The organism is Tundrisphaera macrotermitis, assembly GCF_051175315.1.
Lineage (GTDB): Bacteria > Planctomycetota > Planctomycetia > Isosphaerales > Isosphaeraceae > Tundrisphaera.
The window spans coordinates 6946793-6966773 of record NZ_CP195100.1 but is presented as its reverse complement, the minus strand read 5'-3'; the positions used below and the strand labels follow the sequence as shown (position 1 = coordinate 6966773).

The window sequence follows — 19981 nt, the reverse complement described above, 5'->3', positions numbered from 1 at the left end:
GGTCGCGAGGTGGTCCTTGAGCGTCGGATCCGCGAGTATCCGCGGCGCTTCCGGGCCAACCTGGTGGTGAAAATGGACCGCCATAACGGGAAACCCAGACGCCGGCTGGTCTGGGTCGACGACCCGGGCGGGACGGGTTGGGAGACGGTCCGGGCCGTCCGCGCCTGCTCGGCCTGTGCCGGGGCAGCGACCCCGACGTAAAGCCATCCCAGAGAGGGGGGCGGATCTCGCCCCCCGATTCGATCCGTCGCGACGCCTCCCCCGGGACGGCGCGGCCCGCGTCCGGTATCCTGGCCCGGAGACCACCGACCGACCGGCCCGCCGGGATCGAACCGCCATGAGACGAATCGCGATCGCCGCCCTGTTCGGCGCCTGCATCCTGGGGATCACGACCGACCGGGCCGAGGCGCAGCGGGTGCTGGCCGGGCCGAGGCGGAACCCGCGGATCGAGGCGATCTTGGCCGAGATCTCGGCCGAGCGGATCGAGCGGACCGTGCGCACCCTGGCCGGCTTCGGCACCCGCCACACCCTGTCCGACCCCGACCACCCGACCCGGGGCATCGGCGCCGCCCGGCGGTGGATCAGGGCGGAACTCGACGCGATCGCCAGGGAGTCCGGCGGCCGGCTCGCGGTGGCCGAGGACGCGTTCGTCCAGCCCCCGGCGGCTCGGGTGCCGAAGGCGACGACCCTGATTAACCTGGTGGCCACCCTGCCCGGCGACCAGCCCGAATCCCGCGACCGCTGGCTGGTGGTGAGCGGCCATTACGACTCGATCCCGAAGCCCCTGAGCGACGCCGAGGCCGACGCGCCGGGGGCCAACGACGACGCCTCGGGCACGGCGGTCGTCCTGGAACTGGCGCGGGTCATGTCGAAATATCACTTCGACGCCACGCTGGTTTTCCTGGCCGTGCCGGGCGAGGAGCAAGGCTTGCTCGGCTCGACCCACTGGGCCGAGAAGGCCAAAACCGAGGGCCGGCGGATCGAGGCGATGCTGACCAACGACATCGTGGGCAACACCCGGGGCGGCACCGGGGCCCGCGACAACCGCCGGGTTCGGGTCTTCTCCGAGGGCGTCCCGTCCTCCGAGACCGAGGCCCAGGCGAAGCTCCGCCGCTCGGTGGGCGGGGAGAATGATGGCCCGTCGCGGCAGCTGGCCCGCCACCTCAAGGATCTGGCCGAGCTGTATCAGGACGACTTCGAGGTGACGCTGGTCTTCCGCCGCGACCGCTACGGCCGGGGCGGCGACCACATCCCGTTCAACGAGCGCGGGTACGCCGCCGTCCGGCTGACCGAGCCCCACGAGGACTTCGCCCGCCAGCACCAGAAGGTCGAGGTCCGCGACGGCATCGCCTACGGCGACGTGCCCGACGAGGTCGACTTCCCCTACGTCGCCCGCGTGGCCCGGGTCAACGCCAGCCTGCTGGCCGGGCTCGCCCTGGCCCCGGCCCCGCCGGCCGAGGCGCGGTTCGGATCGGCCCGCCAGGACTACGACACCCGGATCACCTGGGCCCAGGGGGCGGAGCCCGACCTCGCCGGCCATCGCGTCGTCTGGAGGGCCACCCACCTCCCATTCTGGGATCGGGCCCGCGAGTTCGGCCTGGTCACCGAGGCCACGATCCCGGGGCTGACCAAGGACGACCTGTTCTTCGCGGTCCAGGCCATCGACCGCGACGGCAACGCCAGCCTGCCCGCGTTCCCGGTCCCGCCGCCCCCGACCGGCCGCTGAATCCCACCGCCGGGCGGCAGCCTTGACGTAGCTTGCCCAGCCTTCCCGGCAAGGGATGCGTCCTTGATTTGCCGGGGAATCCTGGCCTCGACAAACTCCCGCGTTTGGCCGTACTTTCGCAGCTACGACAAGTTCGGTCCGATCGGAAGGAGTCCCCCGGCGATGCGCTACCCGCTCGGTTTCACGATGACCCAGGCCCGCCACCGGACCCGCATGGAGCGTTCCGGGACGAAGCGGTACCCGACGGTGATGATGCTGGAACCGCTCTACACCTGCAACCTCGCCTGCCTGGGCTGCTCGACCGAGCGTTATACCGGCAAGCTCGCCGATCGCCTGCCCGTGGAGACCTGCCTGAAGGCGGCCGACGACTGCGGGGCTCCGATCGTCAACCTGTGCGGCGGGGAGCCGACCCTCTACCCCGAGCTGAAGGAGCTGTTGCAGGGGCTGTTCGATCGCGGCAAATACGTGATCGTCTGCACCAACGCCCTGAAGCTGGAGGAGAAGCTCTACAACGTGATCCCGCCCAGCGACCGCCTGTTCATCATGGTCCATCTGGACGGGATGCGCGAGACCCACGACTACGTGACCAACCGCAAGGGCGTGTTCGACAAGGCCGTGGCCGCGATCAAGAAGGGCAAGGAGCTGGGCTACCACGTCTTCCTGAACACCACGGTCTACAAGCAGACCGACGTGGCCGAGGTCGAGGAACTGTGCAAGCTCGTCGATGAGTTGAAGGCCAACGGCATCCTGATCTCGCCGGGCTACGAGTACGAGAGCGTCGAGCGGGACATCTTCCTGACCAAGGACCAGATCCACGAGAAGTTCCGGGCGATCCGCGCGTTCTCCCGCAAGTACAAGGTCAGCGCCACGCCGCCGTTCCTGGAGTTCGCCGCCGGGCTCCGCGAGCTGACCTGCTCCCCCTGGTCCACGGTCAACTACACGCCCAAGGGCTGGAAGGCCCCGTGCTACCTGATCGAGGGCGAGGGCTACCACCAGGACTGGAACGAGTTCTGGACCACGACCGACTGGGCCTACTGGGAGAGCCGCCAGGATCGCCGTTGCCAGAACTGCAAGATGCACAGCGGTTTCGAGCACAGCGCCGTCAACGACGCGATGAAGACCCTGGGCGGCACCCTCAAGCTGGCCGCCTGGTCGATCGGGGTCTGACCCCCCGGCACCTGCCGGCGCGTTGGGTTCGTTTCGTCGAGACGGTCGGCCCCGGATCGCCATCCGGTGATTGGCTTCGTTTCGGCGAGATGGTCGGGCCTCGGCCGCCGGGTTGGGTTCGTTTTGTCGAGGGGGGTGGCGTCGGATCGCCGCTCCTCGACTGGGTTCGTTTGGGCGGGACGCCCGGTGCGAGGCCGGTCCGGGGTCGCCGTGCGGGACCCGGTCGGTTGGGTTCGTTCGGGAAGGTGTCGGGCGGCCGAGGTCCACGGGAATCCCTGGGAGCGATGGTGCCGGTCGGGGCGAAACCTGCCACCGACACTATCGTTCCGGGCGCGGCCCGTTCGCACACTTTCCGGCGACCTCGGCGTGGATTCTCGGCGAAGGTCCGAGTCGGCCGGAGGGCGGAGGATGTCCTCCTCCGCCCTCCGGCTCGGTCCGTGACGATCGATCGGATCAGCGGGGGGCGTTGGGCACGGGGGGCGGGGGCATCTTGCCGTCGATCTGGTCGTAGCTGAGCTTGTCGAACGCATCCAGCGGGGCGGCGGCCGAGGCGTGCGTCGCCGGGGCTTCGGCGGCCGGGGCCGGGGCGGCGCCGCCGGTGCGGAGTTCCGACCGGACCTGGGCCAGCATCGGGTAGAGCTGGGTGTAGACGGCCTTCTGGCGGGGCGTGTCGGCGACGCCGAAGCGGAGGTTGTAGACGGTCATGAACTTCATCAGGTCGCCGAGCGAGGCCTCGGGGTGCTTCTCGACGCCGGCCAGCAGGACGCTGACGGCCGGGGTGTCCAGCATCTTCGTGAAGCCGTAGAGGGCCTTCAGGAACTTGTCGGCGGCGACCCGATCGGGGGTGTTCTTCTCCAGCGTCGCCTCGACCTTGGCGCGGGTGGCCATGATCTGGTCCTTGGCCTTCTGGATCGTCTCGGGCTTGTGGGAGCCCGTCTCGTCCCCCTCCTTGCGCAGCTCGGCGGCGATGGCCCGCAGCGCGGTGCGGTCGGCGGCGAACCGGGGGTCGGTTTTGAGGATGGGCGGGGCGCCCCCCTGGGTCAGCTCGTGGACGCTGATCGAGATGGCCGCCGACGCGTAGTTGAACGGGATGTCGCGGATCTGCTCGCCGCCCACCTTCATCCGGCCGGCGTAGTACAGGGCCTTATCGTAGATCTTCGGGTCGGTCAGCTCGTTCATGATGACGTTCAGGGCGTCGCCGCGGGTGATGTCCCCCGGCTCCGGATTGTCCCGGAGCCGGGCGGCGACCTCCGCCGCCCCCTTGGCCTCGCGGGCCTTGTCCCGCGCCAGCCGCTCGTGATACTTGCGCTCGCCTTCGAGCTTCGACAGGTACAGGTACTGGTTGTACCGCATCGCCGTGTCGGTGTTGATCGCGTTGGCCTGGGCGGTCTGGACGTTGTACTGGCCGGCGGCGGCGGCCAGCACGCCCATCCCCTGCAGGGTGCTCCCGGCGACCGTCTGCCCGCCTCCATAGCCGTAGCCGCCATAGCCGTAGCCGCCATAGCCGCCCCAATACTGGGCCTGGGCCGACCCGGCGAGGACCCCGAACGAGGCGACCACGGCGAGCTTCGAACGGTACGATCCGAACATGGTGGGTGCTCCCAACAGACGCTGTTGATGCGGTGCGGTCCGTGGCCGGCGTCGGCCATCATCCGGCCGGGCTGGCGCGGGCCCGGGGCCCGGGCCCGGCGCGGACTTCGATCCCGATCAGGATCATTCGGATCGTGCCAGGATAGGACAGGGGCCCCCGCTTATCAAATGGACACCCGAAAAATCCGTGGAATCGGGGACGCCCCCCGGGGCCGGCCGATCCGATCGGGGCGGGCGGGGCGCCCCTCCCTGGCAACCGGCCGGCCACCCGATAGGATAGGGCGGACGGCCGGCCTCGGCCCGCCCCTTCCCCTCGTGCCGGCGCCGCCGCCGCCGTTGGCCTGGAGATGACCCATGGACCGAGATACGCGGGAGTTCTTCGCATTCGTCGCCACGATCCTGGCGTTCGGGGTGGCGGTGATGTGCTGCCTGTTCGCCGGGGTGGCCACCCTGGCCGGCTCGCGGACGGTCGTCGCGAACTTCGAGGCCTGGGGGCTCCCCGACTGGTCGAGGATCGCGGTCGGGCTGATCGAGGTGGTCGGCGCCGTGACCCTGCTGATCCCGTTCGTGAACTTCTTCACCGCGCTGGTGCTGATGGCCCTGTTCGCGTTGCGGGTCGTGATGGGGCTGCGGGAGGGGGAGGCCCCCTGGCTCGCGCTGGCCGCCTTCCTGGCGGTCTCGTTCATCGCCTACCGGTTCCGGCCGGAACGGGCGGCCGAGATCCTCGCCGAGGACCCCGATCAGCTCGCCTGAACGGGCGGGGCCGGGGCCCGGCGTCGCGCGATCTAGGTCGAGGTGTTCGATGACCTCGACGCCGAGGACATCGAGCCCAGCCCGCCCGCCTGGAGCCGCTGGTAGACCTCCTGCGTCGGCGCCAGCCACACCGAGCCGGTGCCCCGGAACGTCTGGAGCAGCCCCTCGCCGCCGGTGATCGTCCCCAGGATGCTCCGAGTCGACTTCTCGACGGAGAACTCGATCCGGCCGGTCCGCATCAGGGCGAAGTTGCCGTCCACCTGCAACGCCTCGTCCTTCAGGTCGACCCGCACGATCTCGCCGGCCGGCACGGGCGACTCCAGCACGCAGATCCCGGTCCCCCGGATCCTCGTCTGGAACAGCCCCTCGCCCCCGAACAGGGCCGACGAGACGTTCTTCTGGATCGCCGCGCCGACGTCGAGCGTCCCCTGCCCGCAGTAGAACATCCCCTTGTCGGCGATCACCTCCTCGGCGGCCAGCCGGTGGATCAGGAAGTGGCCGAACGACGGCTCCAGGTAGATCTGCCCGGTGCCCCGGTAGCGGGGCAGGATCGCCGCCTCCTTGGCGACGAACCGGTTCATCATCGCCTTGCCGAGCCCGGCGACGCCGCCGATCTTGCTCTCCATCTGGATGCGGCCGAGCATGAAGTGGAGGGCGCCCGACTCGGCGATCGCCTCGCCGCCGTCCAGGGTGATCCGGACCTGCTTGAGCCGGATGCCCGCCCGCTCGGCGAAATAGAGGGTCGAGGCCGTCTGCGGGTCCCGGGAGCCGCCGAGCCCGGAGTAGGCCAGCACCTCGACCCGGAAGCCGTCGGCCTCGGCCATGTCGATCACCTCGAAGTTGCCGCCCGAGGGGGCGGCCGACGAAGGACGCCTCGGCGCGGGGACGAAGACGCTGGCCTCCTCGGCCGGCCCGGGCGGATCCGGGGCGGCCGGCCTGGCCTGGGCGGCCCGGTCGAAGAGGCCGGCCACCTTGGAGGCGAGGATCCAGGGGCCGTCGCCCTTCCTGACCTCGGTGTCCGGGCCGATCCGGCCTTCGGCGGCCTGCCGGACCAGGTCCGCGACGGAGACCGGGCCGAACACCGTCCCCATGATCCGAAAACGCCATTCGGCCGCCATCGGCACCCCTCGGTCGGGAAACCCGCCCCCGCCGGGCATCGGCGGGTCATCGGCAGGGCGACCATCGCCCGCGCATCGTCGCCCCCGGCGTGCCATCATCCCCGGGCCGGACGATCCGGGCAATCCGGGTTCGATCGCGGCCCCGGTCAGTCGGGGCAGGGCGGGTCCACCGGGAAGCCGTCGGCCCCGGCCTCGTCCCACTGGACATCCAGGTCCCGGCGCCGGCCCCGTTCGGAGACCAGCAGGCGGATCAATTCCAACCCCTCGCCGATCGCCATGCGGTCGGACGGGTCGACGGCCCTGGACCCGGCGGTCGTCAGCCGGGCGATGATGCCGACCTCGCGCGAGGTCGCGCCCCTGGCGTGATGATGCGACATGGCATGGTCCCTCCGTTGGTGTCTGCCTGGACACTACGCGAGGGACCCCCGGATCGTCAACCCGTGGGAGCATCGCCCCCGACCCTCCGGGCCGGCGTCCGGCAGGGCGATGCACCGGCGGCGAGTGGCGGGGACGAAACCGGGATTCGATCTCGATCGTCGTCCTGGTTCGTGCCGGGATCGGGCCCATAGGCGGGCCCCTCGTCGGCGAGGAGCCATCGGGGGGCGGCCCCGGTGAGGCAGATGAAGCGGAGGATGATCAGGTCGGGGATGGTCACCCCCGCCTCGTAATTCTCCCAGGTCCGCGGCAGGATCCCCAGGGCCTCGGACAGCCTCCCGATGCCGTCCTCGCCGAAGGCGTCGAGGCGGATGCGGCGGATGCGCCCTGCGAATGCGATGCGGGTCGGGAAGGGGCTCATGGGTGGATCCCGGAGAAGGGCGGGTCGCCCCCGACATCGGACGACCGCGGGACGGGTGGGGCCGGGCCGGATCTCGCGCCGGGCCCGGGCCGGTGCCACGACATGAACTTTAACAGATCGAATAACAAATGTTGCTAAAATAATCTAATATTCAAAAATAAGCGTGGGTGGTGGCGAGGCCGGGCGTCGCGGGGGGGCGGTCAGTCCGCGTCGGCCTCCCGCAACGCCTTCAGCACTTCCGAGCCGTAGCCGTCCCGGTAGGGGTCGGACCGGCCGCCGGCCACGATCCCCCGGCCGGTCGCCGAGGCGGCGAAGATCGATTCGATCACGATCATCAGGAGCTTGCCGATGATCGGCCTGAGCACCAACCACAGGAGCGGGAACGAGGACTTCACGGCTCGGCGGGCGATCGGCCCGGCGTCGGCGGCGAGCCGGGCCGACGCTTGGATCGCGAACGGATCGATGGGCATGGGGACAACTCCTCGCGGGATGGGGTGGGCCCCGGGATGGCGCGGACGGCCATCCGCGAGGCCGGTCAAGACACCCATCCGGCACGGCCGTCGTCGCGACCATGCCGCCCGCTCGACGCAAACCGTTGCCGCTCAGGCGATCGGGAGAAATTCGGATGCTCAGAATGGGCCGGCCGGTCGGGATGGGAGGCGGCCGGATCGGGGACCCCGATCTCGCCCAGTGCCGTCCTCGCGCGTCCCCCGGCGCGGAGTCCCTGCGGCGATTCGGGCGGGAGGATGCAGGATCCCCGCGCCGAAGGTGGACCTCGGCCGGGTATGGGGATTGCAACGACCGATCGGGATGATCCGCGACTTTCACCCGAAATGGAGGTCCGACATGGCTGGCATCGGCAACGATCCGCATCGCGACGAGCAAGGCAAGCCCATCGGCGGGGTGACCGCCCGGGCGCCCGGCATCCGCCCGGGCGACGACCTGGAGACGATCGCCGGGGGCGCGATGAGCGCGGAGGATGCCGCCGACGGGCTCGCCCGCGGCGAAGGACGGGGCGAGACGCCCTCGATCTTCACCGGCTCGGTCGGGGGCTCGTGGTCGGGCGAGTCCGGCGACGCGGTCGGACGGGGCGGCCGGATCGACTTCGAAGGCTCGGACGACCCGGTGGCAGAGGCTTCCGAGGAATCCTTCCCGGCCAGCGACCCGCCCTCGTGGACCCCGACGACGTCGATCGGCCCGCCGGACCACGAGGCGACGGGGGGCCGGTGACCGCGCCGCGCGGGCGGCCGATCGGGGCGGTCCCGGGCGACCGCCGATGCGGCGCGCCCGGCCGGCTCAGGCGGGGGCGGGCACCTCGATGATGCGGAACGGGGGGCGATCGGGGGACGTCTTCCGCATCAGCGGCAGGGAGACGTTGTACACGGGGATTCCCGCGCCGGTGCGGCCTTCGTGGGTGCCGTTGTGGGCATGGCCGTGGACCACGGCCGTCACCGGGTAGCGGTTCAGGGGCTCTTCCAGCCGGCTGCACCCGAGGAACGGGAAGATCTCCGGCGGCTCGTTCTCGACCGTCGCGCGGATCGGGGCGTAATGGAGGACGGCGATGCGGTGCTCGGTGCGCAGCCGGGCCAGGGCCGATTCCAGCTTGAGCGCCTCGTCGATCGCCTCCTGGACGAAAAATTTCACGGACGACTCGCCCCAGGCGCCGAGCGTCCCCCGCCCGAATCCCCCGGCGAACCCCTTGGCGCCGGCGAAGCCGACGCCCCGGACCTCCACCGCGTCGCCGTCGAGCATGATGATGCCCGACTCGGCGAGGATCTGCCGCACCTCGTCCGCCTGGCCCGACTCGAAGTCGTGGTTGCCCAGCACGGCCACCGTCGGCAGGTTCGATGCGCCCGCCAGCTCCTTCACGAGCACGTGGGCCTCCTCGGGCAGGCCGTAGTCGGTCAGGTCCCCGCACAGGACGAGGACGTCGGCGAACTCGCTGACGCCGGCGAACATCGGCGCGATGGTCCCCTGCGATGTCCTGGTGCAATGGAGATCGCCAATCGCCGCCACTCGTACGACCGGGCCGGGCTCGGGCATCACCGCCTCCGTCTCGAATCCAGGGTGATTTCGGGGCCGCTCGGGTCGCGGCGCATGGGTCGACCAGGTGGCAACCCGCGTGCCCAACGATCGGCACCCGGATTGCTCTCCGTGGGGGCGCGATGATCCGCCCGGCGGGCGAAAATATCAGACCTGGGACGCGATATGCAGCCAGCCCACCTCGATCTCGACCCGCGGACGCGGGAATTCTACGTCCGCACGATGACCGTCCTGGCCGAGGCCGGCGTGCCCTTCCTCGTCGGGGGCGCCTTCGCCCTGGCCGCCTACACGGAGATCGAGCGGCACACCAAGGATGTCGATTTCTTCCTCAAGCGATCCGACCTCGACCCGGCCCTGGAGGCCCTCTCGCGGGCCGGATACCGCACCGAGATCCCGTTCCCGCACTGGCTGGCGAAGGCCCACGGCGAGGACTGCTTCGCCGACCTGATCTTCAACTCGGGCAATGGCGTGGCCCGGGTCGACGACGGCTGGTTCCGGCACGCGACCGAGGCGCAGGTGCTGGGGATCCCGGTCCGGGTCTGCCCGCCCGAGGAGATGATCTGGTCGAAGTGCTATGTCCAGGAGCGCGAGCGCTACGACGGGGCCGACATCGCCCACCTGATCCTCGCCCGGGGCGATTCGTTCGACTGGCGTCGCCTGCTCGACCGCTTCGGGGACCACTGGCGCCTGATCCTCAGCCAGCTCATCCTGTTCGGGTTCTGCTATCCCTCGGAGCGCGGCAAGGTGCCGGCCTGGGTCCTCCGCGAATTGACGGGCCGGCTGGAGGCCGAGGTCGACGCGCCCGCCCCGGCGGAGAAGGTCTGCTTGGGGACGTTCCTCTCCCGCGAGCAATACCAGGCCGATACCGGCCTCCGGGGCTACGCCGACGCGCGGGTCAGGCCGGCCGGGCCGATGTCCGCCGAGGAGGTCGCCCACTGGACCGCCTGCATCGAGCCGCACAAGTAGGCCCGCCGCGCCCGGGAGTGCGAGATCCCGGGTCGGGCCGCGGCGTGCCCGTCCTTGGCATGCCCTTTGATCCCCAAGGTCCCGCGCCCCGGCGCGGCCCGTCCGGCCCGCCGAGGGGCGCCCACCCAACTCGGAGGCACCATCATGAGCAGGGATCAAGTCCTGGGCGACACGCCGGGCGACAACACGGCGACCACGGGCGGCGGGGCGAGTTCGGATCGCGGCGGCCGGGACGCCGGCACGCCCGGGCCCGACCCCAACGAGTCGGCCAGCGGACCCGGCACCGGGGGCAGCGAGCGCTACGTCCCCCCCGGCCAGACCGATCCGGGCCCGAGGGGCACCGGGCGCAGCGGGACGCCCCCGGCCTACGAGCCCGACGCCGGCCGCGATGCGTCGGACGCGTCCGGATCGGCGCGGGGAGGGGCCTGAATCGACGGCCCCGGGCGGGGGATCGCCCGCGACCCCGCCGGCCGGTGCCGGTGCCCCGGGCAAAGCGTTGCCCCGTCGGGGGACGCCCGCGAGCATCGGCCGGGCCCGGCCCCATCCCCTCGGGCCGGCGATCCGACGCCATCGCCCCCGGATCCGGGCCGGCCGGGCCGATCGCATGAGCTTTGAAGCATATTTTTCCGCCGAACGGCGGCGCCGCCGCCCCGACGGCCCGGTGTTTGCTTGCGGCGACGGGCCGAGGCGAGCCCGCCGTCCCGCCATGTTCCCCCAACCGCCGAGGATCGCCATGAGCCAGCAGAAGCAAGAGCCCGAAGGCCCGATGCCCCCCGAGCAGCAGGAAGGGCAGGGGATCGAGGCGGAGATGGGCCAGAAGCCCCGCTACCAGGCGCCCGACTACCGCGCCGCCGGCAAGCTGGAGGGCAAGGTGGCCCTGATCACCGGCGGCGACAGCGGCATCGGCCGGGCCGTGGCCGTGCTCTACGCCCGCGAAGGGGCCGACGTCGCCATCGTCTACCTCGCCGAGGAGCAGGCCGACGCCGAGGAGACCCGGGGCGCGGTCGAGGCCGCGGGCCGCCGCTGCTTGCTCCTGCCCGGCGACGTCACCGACCCGCAGGGTTGCCGCAACCTCGTCGAGCGGACCGTCAAGGAGCTGGGCCAGCTCGACATCCTGGTCAACAACGCCGCCTACCAGATGCAGCAGGACCGCTTCGAGGACATCACCGTCGAGCAGTTCGACAAGACCTTCAAGACCAATATTTATGGCTACTTCTTCATGGTCAAGGCCGCCCTGCCGCACCTGAAGAAGGGCAGCTCGATCATCAACGTCGGCTCGATCGCCGGGATGCGCGGGACGGCCCGGCTGATGGACTACTCGGCGACCAAGGGGGCGATCCACGCCTTCACCAAGTCGCTGGCGCAGAACTTCGTCGACCGGGGCATCCGGGTCAACTGCGTGGCCCCGGGGCCGGTCTGGACGCCGTTCATCCCGATGAGCGAGCCGGCGCACCAGGTGGCCAAGCACGGCGAGAAGACGCCGATGGGCCGCCCGGCCCAGCCGGAGGAGATCTCCCCGGCCTTCGTCTTCTTCGCCTCCGAGGCGGACAGCAGCTACATCACCGGCGAGGTCCTGACCCTGCTGGGCGGCGAGGTCACCACCGGATAGCCCGGGCCCGGCCGCGGACGACCTGAGCGAGGATCCTCTCCCATGCGCGTCGAACCGTTCCCCGGCAGCCCCGGCCCGTCCCTCGGCGTGGAGCTGGAATTCCAGCTCGTCGACGCCCGCTACCTGGGGCTCCGGGATGTCGCCCCCGAGATCATCGCGGCGGCCCCCGCCGGGCTGGCCGATTCGCTGAAGCCGGAGTTCTACCCCTCCTGCCTGGAGGTCAACACCGCCATCTGCGGCGACGTCGAAGGGGTGGGGCGGGACCTCGCCCCGAAGCTCGACGCCGTCCGCGAGCTGGCCCGGCGGCATGGCGTCCTGCTCGCCTGGGGCGGGACCCACCCGTTCGCCCACTGGATGGACCAGCCGATCACCCCGGAACCCCGCTACCTGGAACTCGCCGAGACGTTCCGGGAGACACTGTGCCGCCAGCTGACGTTCGGCATGCACGTCCACGTCGGCGTCGAGGGCGGGGATGAGGCCGTGCGGGCCTGCACCCGGATCTCGATATACATCCCCGCCCTGCTGGCCCTCTCGGCCAACAGCCCGTTCTGGTGCGGCCGGGCCACCGGCCTCCGGTCGCACCGGGTCGAGGTGCTGGCGACCTCCCCCATCGGCGGGATCCCGCCGCACCTGTCGCGATGGGGCGACTTCGACCGACTGGTCGGCCGACTGTCGGACGCCGGGCACATCAAGACGACCAAGGAACTATGGTGGGACGTCCGGCCCAGCGAGCGGCACGGCACCGTCGAGGTCCGGGCCTGCGACATGCCCCCCCGACCTCGACGCGACACTCGGGCTGACGGCCCTGATCCAGTGCCTGGTGCACGACCTGGCCCGCCGCGACGACGGGAGGCCGTTGCCCGACGACGAGATCGGCCGGATGATGATCCGCCAGGATCGCTGGCGGGCCTCACGGTACGGCCTGGAGGCGATGATCGTCGACCCCGGCACCGGCCGCCCCGCCCGCGCCTCCGACGTCATCCGCCGCCTGGTCGACCGCCTGGGCGGCGTGGCCGAGGAACTCGGCTGCGCCCGGCACCTGGAGATGGCCCGGGCGATGGCCGACGGCCCGACCGGGGCCGACCTCCAACTCGCCGTCTTCGAACGCACCGGCGACCTGATCGAAGTCGCCCGGCTCCTGACGGCCGGCCCCGTGCCAGGGCCCGGCTGCGTGGGGTCCGGGGCCGATCACGGATCGCCCCGTCACGAGGCGACCGCAATCTGACCCCAACCCGCCGCCGGAGATGCCCCGATGTGCCGGATCGCCGCCTACCTCGGCCCCCCGAGGACCCTCTCGTCGCTGCTGGACGACCCGCCCCACGGCCTGACCGACCAGAGCCGCAACGCCCGGCAGATGTCCGACTCCAGCGTGGCCGGCGACGGCTGGGGGGTCGGCTGGTTCAACCCCGGGGCCGGGCCCACGCCGGGCCTGCTCAAGAGCGTCTTGCCGCTGTGGTCCGACCAGAACGGGAGGACCATGCCCCGCGCGGTGGCCTCCGGCTCGATCGTCGCCCACATCCGCTACGCCAGCCCGAACATCGAGACCTGCCTGACCAACACGCCGCTGTATGTGCTGGACGACCACCTCTGGACGATCAACGGGATGCTCCAGCCCTGGCCCGGGCCGCTCTCCAAGGCGATCCGCGACCGGCTCGACCCGGACCACGAGGCCGACCTGAGGGGGTCGACCGACGGCGAGATGATGGGCGCCCTGTGGCGGACCCACTTCCGCCGCGCCGGGGGGCGGGACGCCGCCCTGGCGCTCCGGACGACGCTCCGCGAGTGCCGCGACCTGGCCCGCGACCACGACGGCGAGATCAAGACCAACGTGATCCTCGCCTCGGGCTCGGACGTCGTGGCGGTGCGATACGCCGAGCCCGAGACGCCGAACACGCTCTACTACCTGGCCGGGGAATCGCGCTGGTCGGGGGGCTCGGTGATCGCCTCCGAGCCGCTGGACGAAGGCCCAGGCTGGATCGAGGTCGGGCCGGACACGCTGGTCCGGGCCGACGCCCGGGGCGTCCGCCTCGAACCGCTCGACCTGGACGGGGGAGCGCCCCGGCTTCGCAAGGGGGCCTGAGCGACGAGGCCGCGGGGCCGCGGGGATTTCGCTGGGGGCCCGGCGTCGATCTTGCATGGTCGTGCCGGGCGACGCGAGGGCTTCCCCATCATTCATCGATCGAACGAGGTATCGCCGATGGAACGCAGGGTCCGGGGTCAAGACGGCATCGAGTGGGTCTGCGTCCGGGCGCTGGCCGCCGTGGAGGGGGACCACGCCCCCGCCGCCGCCGAAGGCGGGGAGGGGACGGTCCCCGTGGTCTGCTCGCCGAGCCGGGAGGAGCCGACCGTGCGCCTGGCCCTGCCCGAAGGCTGGGAGGACGGCCTCTCCGACGAGGAACTGCTCCACGCCGTCGCCCAGGCCCGGATCGGCGCGTGATCGCCGGGCCACCGGGGCCGATGGGCGGCCCCGGCGCGGCGATCAGGCCATCGTCCCGATGATCTTCCGGAAGCGAGAGAGGGCGACCCCGAAGAAGATGGCCCCGATCAGGGCGAGGGCCAGGAACTGCGGCCAGACGACGCCGAAGCCCGCCCCCCGGTACAGGATCCCCTGGGCGAGCTTGACGAAGTGCGTCGTCGGCGCCCCCAGCATCACGTCCTGGACCCATTCGGGCATGCTCTCGCGCGGGGTTTCTCCCCCGGAGAGCATCTGCATCGGCAGCAGCACCAGCATCAAGAGCAGGCCGAACTGGGGCATCGATCGGGTGAACGTCCCCATGAAGATCCCCATCGACGTGGTGGCGAACAGGTGCAGGGCGGTGCCCAGCAGGAACAGCGCGATCGAGCCCTCGATCGGCACGGCCAGGGCCCCCCGCACGACGGCGACCAGCGAGAAGGCGCAGGCGACGAGCACCACCAGGCCCATCGACCAGATCTTGCTGGTCATGATCTCGAAGGGCGTGACCGGCATCACGAGCAGGTGTTCGATCGTGCCCCGCTCGCGCTCCCGGATCAGCGCGGCGCCCGTGAGGATGAGCGACAGCATCGTGACGTGGTCGATCAGCTTGACCACGGCGTTGAACCAGGACTTGTTGAGGTTGGGGTTGAATCGCACCCGCACCGCCAGGTCGATCGGCAGGGTCGTTTCGGCGCGGTAGCGCCTGGCGAAGGTTTGCACCTCCTGGTTGACGATCGTCTGGATGTAGCCGCCGCCGTTGAAGGCCTGGCTCATGCGGGTCGCGTCCACGTTGAGCTGGATCGCCGGGTTGCGCCCGGCCAGCACGTCGCGCTGGAAGTCGGGCGGGATGTTCAGGGCGAAGGTGTCCAGGCCGGCGTCCATCCGGGAATCCATCTCGGCCTGCGTCACCATCCGGGGCGGGAGGAACAGGGGCGGGTAGAAGGCGTTGATGATCCGCTGGGACAGCGGCGAGCGGTCCTCGTCCACGATGGCGATGGGCGCCTTGTTGAGGGTGTCGGGCATCGCCTTCGCGGCCTCGTAGATCGACGCGGTGAACGAATAGATGATCATCACCAGCATGATCGGGTCGCGCACCAGGCTCCAGAGTTCCTTGACGCCCAGGTGCAGGATGTGATCCGGGCGCATGGCTCAGGTTTCCTGGTCGTTCAGCAGCATCACGCCCAGCCCGAGCAGCACCGGGATGGCGATCAGCAGCGGGATGAACGCGGCGTGCAGGTCGGCGAAGCCCAGGGCCTTGGAGTATGTGCCGCGGGTGATCGTCAGGAAGTAGGTCGTCGGGTAGATCCGGCCGACCAGCGAGCCCCAGCCCTCCAGCGAGGAGACCGGCTCGATCAGCCCGGAGAACTGGGTGGCGGGCAGGATCGTCAGCACCGCCGTGCCGAAGATCGCCGCCACCTGGCTGCGCATGAAGGTCGAGACGAGCAGCCCCATCGCGGTGGCGCAGCCGATGTAGAGCAGGGCGCCGGCCGCCTCGGCCGCGAAGCTCCCCTTCATCGGCACGCGGAAGACGAACTCCGCGAGGGCCGCCAGCAGGAGGAAGTTGAGCATGCCGATGGCCAGGTAGGGGAGCTGCTTGCCGAGCAGGAACTCCGGCCTCGTCGTCGGCGTGACGTAGAAGTTGATGATCGAGCCCAGCTCCTTCTCCCGGACGACCGAGAGCGCCGCCAGCATGGTCGGGATCAGCAGCAGGAGGAGCGGGATCACCGCCGGGACCATGGCCACCACGCTCTTGACGTCCGGGTTGTAGCGGAAGCGGACCTCGACGGTCGCCGGCCCGCCCACGTCGCGCAGGCCGAGCTGGCGCCGGGCCTGGTCGGCCAGCCAGAGGGAGTGCATGCCCTGCACGTAGCTGCGGATCGTCTCGGCCCGCTGCGGCATGGCGCCGTCGATCCAGACGCCGATCTCCGCCGGCCGGCCGCGGTCCACCTTGAGCCCGAAGTTGTGGGGGATCTCGATGGCCATGCTGAGCTTGCCCGACTGCATCCGCCGGTCGAGATCCTTGTAGTCCGCGATGGGCGGCTGCTCGATGAAGTAGCGCTGCGATCCGGCGATGCTGATCGCGTAATCCCGGCTGACGGTCGACTGGTCGCGGTCCAGCACGGCGAAGGTCAGGCCTTCCACGTCCATGGTGATGCCGTAGCCCATGATCAGCATGAGGATCATGCTGCCCAGCCCGGCCAGGGTCAGGCGGATCGGGTCGCGGCTCAGCTCCAGCGCCTCGCGCCGGGCGTAGCTCGCCATCCGCCTCGGGCTGAACCAGGCGTCCGTGCCGGCCCCGCCCGCGGGCGATTGCTCCGCCGCGAACACCCCGGGCGGCGCGGCCTCATTCCCGGCCTGTTTCGCCCCCGCGCCCCGCCCCGCGGAGGTCGCGTCTTCGAGGTAGCCGATGAAGGCGTCTTCCAGTGTCGGGGCGCCTCGGCGGGCGACCAGGCCGTCGGGCGTGTCGCTGACCAGCACCTTCCCCGCGTGCATCAGGGAGATGCGGTCGCAGCGCCGGGCCTCGTTGATGAAGTGGGTCGAGATGAAGATGGTGACCTTGTCCTCGCGGGACAGGTCGATCAGGAGGCGCCAGAACCCGTCCCGCGCCACGGGGTCCACGCCCGAGGTCGGCTCGTCCAGGATCAGGAGTTCCGGCCGATGGATCAGGGCCACGGCCAGCGACAGGCGTTGCCGCTGCCCCAGGGGGAGCGAGTCGGGCAGCGCATCCAGGACCTTGTCGAGGCCGAATCTCAGGGTCGATTCCTCGACCCGGCCCGGGATCTCCTCGTCCGGGACCTGGAACAGCCGCGCGTGCAGGACCAGGTTCTGGCGGACCGTCAATTCCGAGTAGAGCGAGAACGACTGCGACATGTAGCCCACGCGGCGGCGGGATGCGAGATCCTGGGCATCCACCTCGTTGCCGAACAGCCATGCGTTCCCGTCGCTGGCCGGCAGCAGCCCGGTCAGCATCTTCATGGTGGTCGTCTTGCCGCAGCCGTTGGAGCCGAGGAAGCCGAAGATCTCGCCCCGCTCGATCCGGAAGCTCACGTGATCGACCGCGACGAAGTCGCCGAACCGCTTGGTCAGTCCCCGCGCCTCGATGGCCACCCGGCCGTCGGCCGACGCGCGGGGGGGGATCTCCAGCTTCCCGTGGCCCCGGTGCTTCTCCTCGGGCAGGAGGGCGATGAAGGCATCCTCCAGCGTCTCCGCGCCGGTGCGCGCCAGGAGATCCCGCGGCGTCCCGGTCGCGAGCACGCGGCCTTCGTCCATCGCCAGCAGCCAGTCGAACCGCGCGGCCTCCTCCATGTAGGCCGTCGCCACCAGGACGCTCATGCCGGGCCGGTCGGCGCGGATCAGGTCGATCAGCTCCCAGAACTGGCGGCGCGACAGGGGATCGACCCCGGTGGTCGGCTCGTCGAGGATCAGCAGCTCGGGGTCGTGGATCAGGGCGCAGCAGAGGCTCAGCTTCTGCTTCATGCCGCCGGACAGCTTGCCGGCGGGGCGGCCGGCGAACGGGGCCAGGCCGGTGCTCTCCAGGAGCCCGGCGGTGCGCCGCTCGCGCTCGGCGCGGCCGTGGCCGAACAGGCGGCCGAAGAAGTCGGTGTTCTCGAAGACCGACAGCGTGGGATAGAGGTTCTTGCCCAAACCCTGGGGCATGTAGGCGACGTGCGGGCAGATGCGCCGCCGGTGCCCGGCGTCGGCCATGTCGCCGCCGAGCACCTGGACCACCCCCTCCTGGACGCGGCGGGCGCCGGCGATCAGGGACAGCAGGCTCGATTTGCCCACGCCGTCCGGGCCGATGATCCCCACCGTGCAGCCGGCCGGGAGATCGAGGCGGATCGAGTCGAGGGCCCGGGTCTTGCCATATTGCAGGCCGACGTCGATCAAACGCGCCACGGGCGCCGCGGCGGGCGGTGGGCCGATGGCGGCCGGGCCGCGGTCAGTCATTGGGGATCCTGACCTTCAGGTGCTCGGGCCATTCGGCCTTGGGGTCGAGCCGCACGTAGGCCATGCCCGGCAGCCCGGTCTTGACCCGCCGGATGTACTTCTTGAGCAGGTCCTTCTCGATGTGGGCCTTGATCCGAAACGTCAGCTTCTGCCGCTCCACGGCCGTCTCGACCGTCTTGGGCGTGAACTGGGCGACGTCCGCGACGAAGGTCGCGCGGGCCGGGATGACGGCCTGGGGATAGGCGTCCAGGACCAGGTGGACCTCGGTCCCCTGCCGGACCCGGCCGGCCTCCTCGGTCGGGAGGAAGAAGGTCATGTAGACGTCGGTCAGGTCGACCATGTTCAGGACCTTGCCGCCCGACGACAGCACCTCGCCGGGCTCGGCGACGCGATACTGGACCCGGCCGTCGCGGGGGGCCTTCAGGATGCAATCGTTGATGTCCGCCTGGATCCGCTCGATGCCGGCCTTCGCGGAGTCGACCGAGGCCTCGGTGTAGACGACCTGCGACTTCGCCGACGCGAGGGCGGCGTCCGCCGCCGCAAGCTCCGCCTGCGAAGCGGCGAGGGTCGCCTTGGCGCCCAGGAATGCCACCCGGAAGGAGTCGAGGTTGTCGGCCGTCTCGGCGCCCCGCGCGGCCAACCGCTCGGCCCGGGCGAAGTGCCGGCTCTCGGCCTCCAGTTCCGCGTTGCGCTGGGCGACCACGGCCTCCTTGGCCGCCTTCTCCATCTCGCGTTGCTTCACGTTGCTGAGGGCGGCCTCCACCGCGCTCTTCGACTCGCGCTGCTTGGCCTCGGCCTCCTTCAACTGGGCCATGAGCACGTCGGTGTCCATCCGGGCCACCACCTGCCCGGCGGAGACGAAATCGCCCTCATGGACCAGGATCTCCACGACGCGGCCCTCCTGCTTGGCCGCGATGTCGACCTCCGTCCCCTCGATCCGCCCGTTGGTGGCGACGAACCCGTCCGGCAGGGGCGCGGGCCGGGTGGACTCCCACCGGATGTAGGCGAAGCCGGCGATCGCGATGGCCGCCGCGGCGAGGAGGATCCTCCTGGCCGCCCCCCTCAGCCTCCGCTTCCAGAGGTCGACCCGGGACGGCCCCGGCGGGGCGGTGCCGCCGGCGGGCGGATTCGGCCGAGGGCCGTTCGGATCGCCCTTCTGGATCTCCTGTTCGCTCCCAATCGTCGCCATCAGACGGCCTCCCGGGCTCGGATTGATCACATGGGACGCATCGGCGGGCGAGCGAACCTTGAGCGGGCGGATCGATCGGCGAGGTCCGGGCGCGCCGGCCCCCGCCCCGGCAGCATGCCTCCGCCGCACGCCGGCCGCCCCCGGGGGCGATCCGGGACGCCGGTGGCGGCACGCCGGCCCCTGGAGATCCGGGGCGGGGTCAACATCGGGTTGGACCCGCGGGCGCCGCCCCGGGGCTGGCCGGACCACGGCCCGGGGGCCCGGTCGGTGCGGCTGAGGTGGGGCGAGTCGGGTTGCACGCGTGTGGCCTCGGTGCGATGGGGTGCCCGTGGCGAGGCGGCCGGGGACGGCCACGCCTCGCTCCCGGGAGATCCCCGGCGGCGGGCGTGGATCAACGGCCACCATCCGCGCAAGTTCTATTCATATCCAGGAGTGACCCGGCCCGTCAACACGCGCCGGGGTGGCTTCATCCCCGGACCCAACGGGGAGCGCCCGGGCATCGGGCCGGATCGGGGGCCCGAAGGCCGAGGATGCGACCTCCGCCCTGGAGGGGTCGTGGGGGCCGCTGGCCGCGATCCCGGCGGGCATCGCGACGGACGTTCGCCCCGTCCCGTCGCGCCC

Annotated in this window: 19 protein-coding genes and 1 pseudogene; 11 read left to right on the top strand and 9 right to left on the bottom strand. The window is 71.1% G+C overall.

The window, feature by feature from the left end:
• Positions 1–337: 337 nt before the first annotated feature.
• Positions 338–1726: a M20/M25/M40 family metallo-hydrolase gene (locus TA3x_RS28180; RefSeq protein WP_435018008.1), complete on the top strand. Its 1389-nt coding sequence runs from the start codon at positions 338–340 to the stop codon at positions 1724–1726.
• 162 nt (positions 1727–1888) lie between these two features.
• Positions 1889–2893, top strand: coding sequence for an adenosyl-hopene transferase HpnH (gene hpnH / locus TA3x_RS28175; protein WP_435018007.1), 1005 nt, complete (start codon positions 1889–1891; stop codon positions 2891–2893).
• Between the two features lie 453 nt (positions 2894–3346).
• Here the strand turns inward: hpnH and TA3x_RS28170 are convergent, their stop codons facing one another.
• Positions 3347–4483 carry a hypothetical protein gene (locus TA3x_RS28170; protein WP_435018006.1) on the bottom strand — a complete coding sequence of 379 codons (1137 nt, stop codon included), beginning with the start codon at positions 4481–4483 and terminating at the stop codon, positions 3347–3349.
• A 354-nt stretch (positions 4484–4837) separates the two neighbouring features.
• Here TA3x_RS28170 and TA3x_RS28165 point away from each other — a divergent pair, with 354 nt between their 5' ends.
• Positions 4838–5236 carry a DoxX family protein gene (locus tag TA3x_RS28165; RefSeq protein WP_435018005.1) on the top strand — a complete coding sequence of 133 codons (399 nt, stop codon included), beginning with the start codon at positions 4838–4840 and terminating at the stop codon, positions 5234–5236.
• Positions 5237–5268: 32 nt separating this feature from the next.
• Here the strand turns inward: TA3x_RS28165 and TA3x_RS28160 are convergent, their stop codons facing one another.
• The 4 genes from TA3x_RS28160 to TA3x_RS28145 form a co-directional block, all read right to left on the bottom strand.
• Positions 5269–6354, bottom strand: a complete 1086-nt coding sequence (locus tag TA3x_RS28160) for an AIM24 family protein (RefSeq protein ID WP_435018004.1) — start codon at positions 6352–6354, stop codon at positions 5269–5271.
• Positions 6355–6500: 146 nt separating this feature from the next.
• Positions 6501–6731, bottom strand: a complete 231-nt coding sequence (locus tag TA3x_RS28155; protein WP_435018003.1) for a hypothetical protein — start codon at positions 6729–6731, stop codon at positions 6501–6503.
• Between the two features lie 56 nt (positions 6732–6787).
• The gene (locus TA3x_RS28150; RefSeq protein WP_435018002.1) at positions 6788–7150 is read right to left on the bottom strand and encodes a hypothetical protein; all 363 of its coding nucleotides are present in this window, start codon (positions 7148–7150) and stop codon (positions 6788–6790) included.
• Between the two features lie 200 nt (positions 7151–7350).
• Positions 7351–7620, bottom strand: coding sequence for a hypothetical protein (locus TA3x_RS28145; protein ID WP_435018001.1), 270 nt, complete (start codon positions 7618–7620; stop codon positions 7351–7353).
• Between the two features lie 376 nt (positions 7621–7996).
• On the opposite strand from TA3x_RS28145, the gene TA3x_RS28140 reads away from it, so the two are divergent.
• Positions 7997–8380: a hypothetical protein gene (locus TA3x_RS28140; RefSeq protein ID WP_435018000.1), complete on the top strand. Its 384-nt coding sequence runs from the start codon at positions 7997–7999 to the stop codon at positions 8378–8380.
• Positions 8381–8446: 66 nt separating this feature from the next.
• Here the strand turns inward: TA3x_RS28140 and TA3x_RS28135 are convergent, their stop codons facing one another.
• Entirely contained in the window at positions 8447–9193 is a 747-nt protein-coding gene (locus TA3x_RS28135; RefSeq protein WP_435017999.1) for a metallophosphoesterase family protein, read from the bottom strand.
• Positions 9194–9358: 165 nt separating this feature from the next.
• On the opposite strand from TA3x_RS28135, the gene TA3x_RS28130 reads away from it, so the two are divergent.
• From TA3x_RS28130 to TA3x_RS28100, 7 genes and pseudogenes are all read left to right on the top strand, one after another.
• On the top strand, positions 9359–10159 hold the full coding sequence (locus tag TA3x_RS28130) for a nucleotidyltransferase (protein WP_435017998.1): 801 nt from the start codon (positions 9359–9361) through the stop codon (positions 10157–10159).
• Positions 10160–10303: 144 nt separating this feature from the next.
• Complete coding sequence (locus tag TA3x_RS28125; protein WP_435017997.1) at positions 10304–10588, top strand: hypothetical protein; 285 nt, start codon at positions 10304–10306, stop codon at positions 10586–10588.
• Between the two features lie 304 nt (positions 10589–10892).
• Positions 10893–11768 (top strand): SDR family oxidoreductase, encoded by an 876-nt coding sequence (locus TA3x_RS28120; protein WP_435017996.1) that lies wholly within the window; start codon positions 10893–10895, stop codon positions 11766–11768.
• Positions 11769–11810: 42 nt separating this feature from the next.
• Positions 11811–12539, top strand: a pseudogene (locus tag TA3x_RS28115) (carboxylate-amine ligase); the annotation flags it as partial.
• 49 nt (positions 12540–12588) lie between these two features.
• A complete protein-coding gene (locus TA3x_RS28110; protein WP_435017995.1) occupies positions 12589–12993 on the top strand; it encodes a hypothetical protein in 405 nt (134 codons plus the stop codon).
• A gap of 27 nt (positions 12994–13020) precedes the next feature.
• A complete protein-coding gene (locus TA3x_RS28105) occupies positions 13021–13848 on the top strand; it encodes a hypothetical protein (protein ID WP_435017994.1) in 828 nt (275 codons plus the stop codon).
• 117 nt (positions 13849–13965) lie between these two features.
• On the top strand, positions 13966–14205 hold the full coding sequence (locus tag TA3x_RS28100; protein WP_435017993.1) for a hypothetical protein: 240 nt from the start codon (positions 13966–13968) through the stop codon (positions 14203–14205).
• A 42-nt stretch (positions 14206–14247) separates the two neighbouring features.
• Here TA3x_RS28100 and TA3x_RS28095 read toward each other — a convergent pair whose 3' ends face one another.
• The 3 genes from TA3x_RS28095 to TA3x_RS28085 are packed head-to-tail and all read right to left on the bottom strand — an operon-like array spanning position 14248 to position 19360.
• A complete protein-coding gene (locus TA3x_RS28095) occupies positions 14248–15369 on the bottom strand; it encodes an ABC transporter permease (protein ID WP_435017992.1) in 1122 nt (373 codons plus the stop codon).
• A gap of 3 nt (positions 15370–15372) precedes the next feature.
• Positions 15373–18171, bottom strand: coding sequence for a ribosome-associated ATPase/putative transporter RbbA (gene rbbA / locus TA3x_RS28090; protein ID WP_435017991.1), 2799 nt, complete (start codon positions 18169–18171; stop codon positions 15373–15375).
• Positions 18164–19360, bottom strand: coding sequence for an HlyD family secretion protein (locus tag TA3x_RS28085; protein WP_435017990.1), 1197 nt, complete (start codon positions 19358–19360; stop codon positions 18164–18166). The genes rbbA and TA3x_RS28085 overlap by 8 nt, the downstream gene beginning before the upstream one ends.
• Between the last annotated feature and the right edge of the window lie 621 nt (positions 19361–19981).

Excerpts from the sequence above, each read along its gene's own strand:
- TA3x_RS28140 (WP_435018000.1), top strand. The coding sequence starts at position 7,997 with ATGGCTGGCATCGGCAACGATCCGCATCGCGACGAGCAAGGCAAGCCC.
- TA3x_RS28135 (WP_435017999.1), bottom strand. The coding sequence starts at position 9,193 with ATGCCCGAGCCCGGCCCGGTCGTACGAGTGGCGGCGATTGGCGATCTC.
- TA3x_RS28155 (WP_435018003.1), bottom strand. The coding sequence starts at position 6,731 with ATGTCGCATCATCACGCCAGGGGCGCGACCTCGCGCGAGGTCGGCATC.
- TA3x_RS28170 (WP_435018006.1), bottom strand. The coding sequence starts at position 4,483 with ATGTTCGGATCGTACCGTTCGAAGCTCGCCGTGGTCGCCTCGTTCGGG.
- TA3x_RS28160 (WP_435018004.1), bottom strand. The coding sequence starts at position 6,354 with ATGGCGGCCGAATGGCGTTTTCGGATCATGGGGACGGTGTTCGGCCCG.
- TA3x_RS28085 (WP_435017990.1), bottom strand. The coding sequence starts at position 19,360 with ATGGCGACGATTGGGAGCGAACAGGAGATCCAGAAGGGCGATCCGAAC.
- TA3x_RS28145 (WP_435018001.1), bottom strand. The coding sequence starts at position 7,620 with ATGCCCATCGATCCGTTCGCGATCCAAGCGTCGGCCCGGCTCGCCGCC.
- TA3x_RS28130 (WP_435017998.1), top strand. The coding sequence starts at position 9,359 with ATGCAGCCAGCCCACCTCGATCTCGACCCGCGGACGCGGGAATTCTAC.
- hpnH (WP_435018007.1), top strand. The coding sequence starts at position 1,889 with ATGCGCTACCCGCTCGGTTTCACGATGACCCAGGCCCGCCACCGGACC.
- TA3x_RS28150 (WP_435018002.1), bottom strand. The coding sequence starts at position 7,150 with ATGAGCCCCTTCCCGACCCGCATCGCATTCGCAGGGCGCATCCGCCGC.
- rbbA (WP_435017991.1), bottom strand. The coding sequence starts at position 18,171 with ATGACTGACCGCGGCCCGGCCGCCATCGGCCCACCGCCCGCCGCGGCG.
- TA3x_RS28180 (WP_435018008.1), top strand. The coding sequence starts at position 338 with ATGAGACGAATCGCGATCGCCGCCCTGTTCGGCGCCTGCATCCTGGGG.
- TA3x_RS28165 (WP_435018005.1), top strand. The coding sequence starts at position 4,838 with ATGGACCGAGATACGCGGGAGTTCTTCGCATTCGTCGCCACGATCCTG.
- TA3x_RS28125 (WP_435017997.1), top strand. The coding sequence starts at position 10,304 with ATGAGCAGGGATCAAGTCCTGGGCGACACGCCGGGCGACAACACGGCG.
- TA3x_RS28120 (WP_435017996.1), top strand. The coding sequence starts at position 10,893 with ATGAGCCAGCAGAAGCAAGAGCCCGAAGGCCCGATGCCCCCCGAGCAG.
- TA3x_RS28105 (WP_435017994.1), top strand. The coding sequence starts at position 13,021 with ATGTGCCGGATCGCCGCCTACCTCGGCCCCCCGAGGACCCTCTCGTCG.
- TA3x_RS28095 (WP_435017992.1), bottom strand. The coding sequence starts at position 15,369 with ATGCGCCCGGATCACATCCTGCACCTGGGCGTCAAGGAACTCTGGAGC.
- TA3x_RS28100 (WP_435017993.1), top strand. The coding sequence starts at position 13,966 with ATGGAACGCAGGGTCCGGGGTCAAGACGGCATCGAGTGGGTCTGCGTC.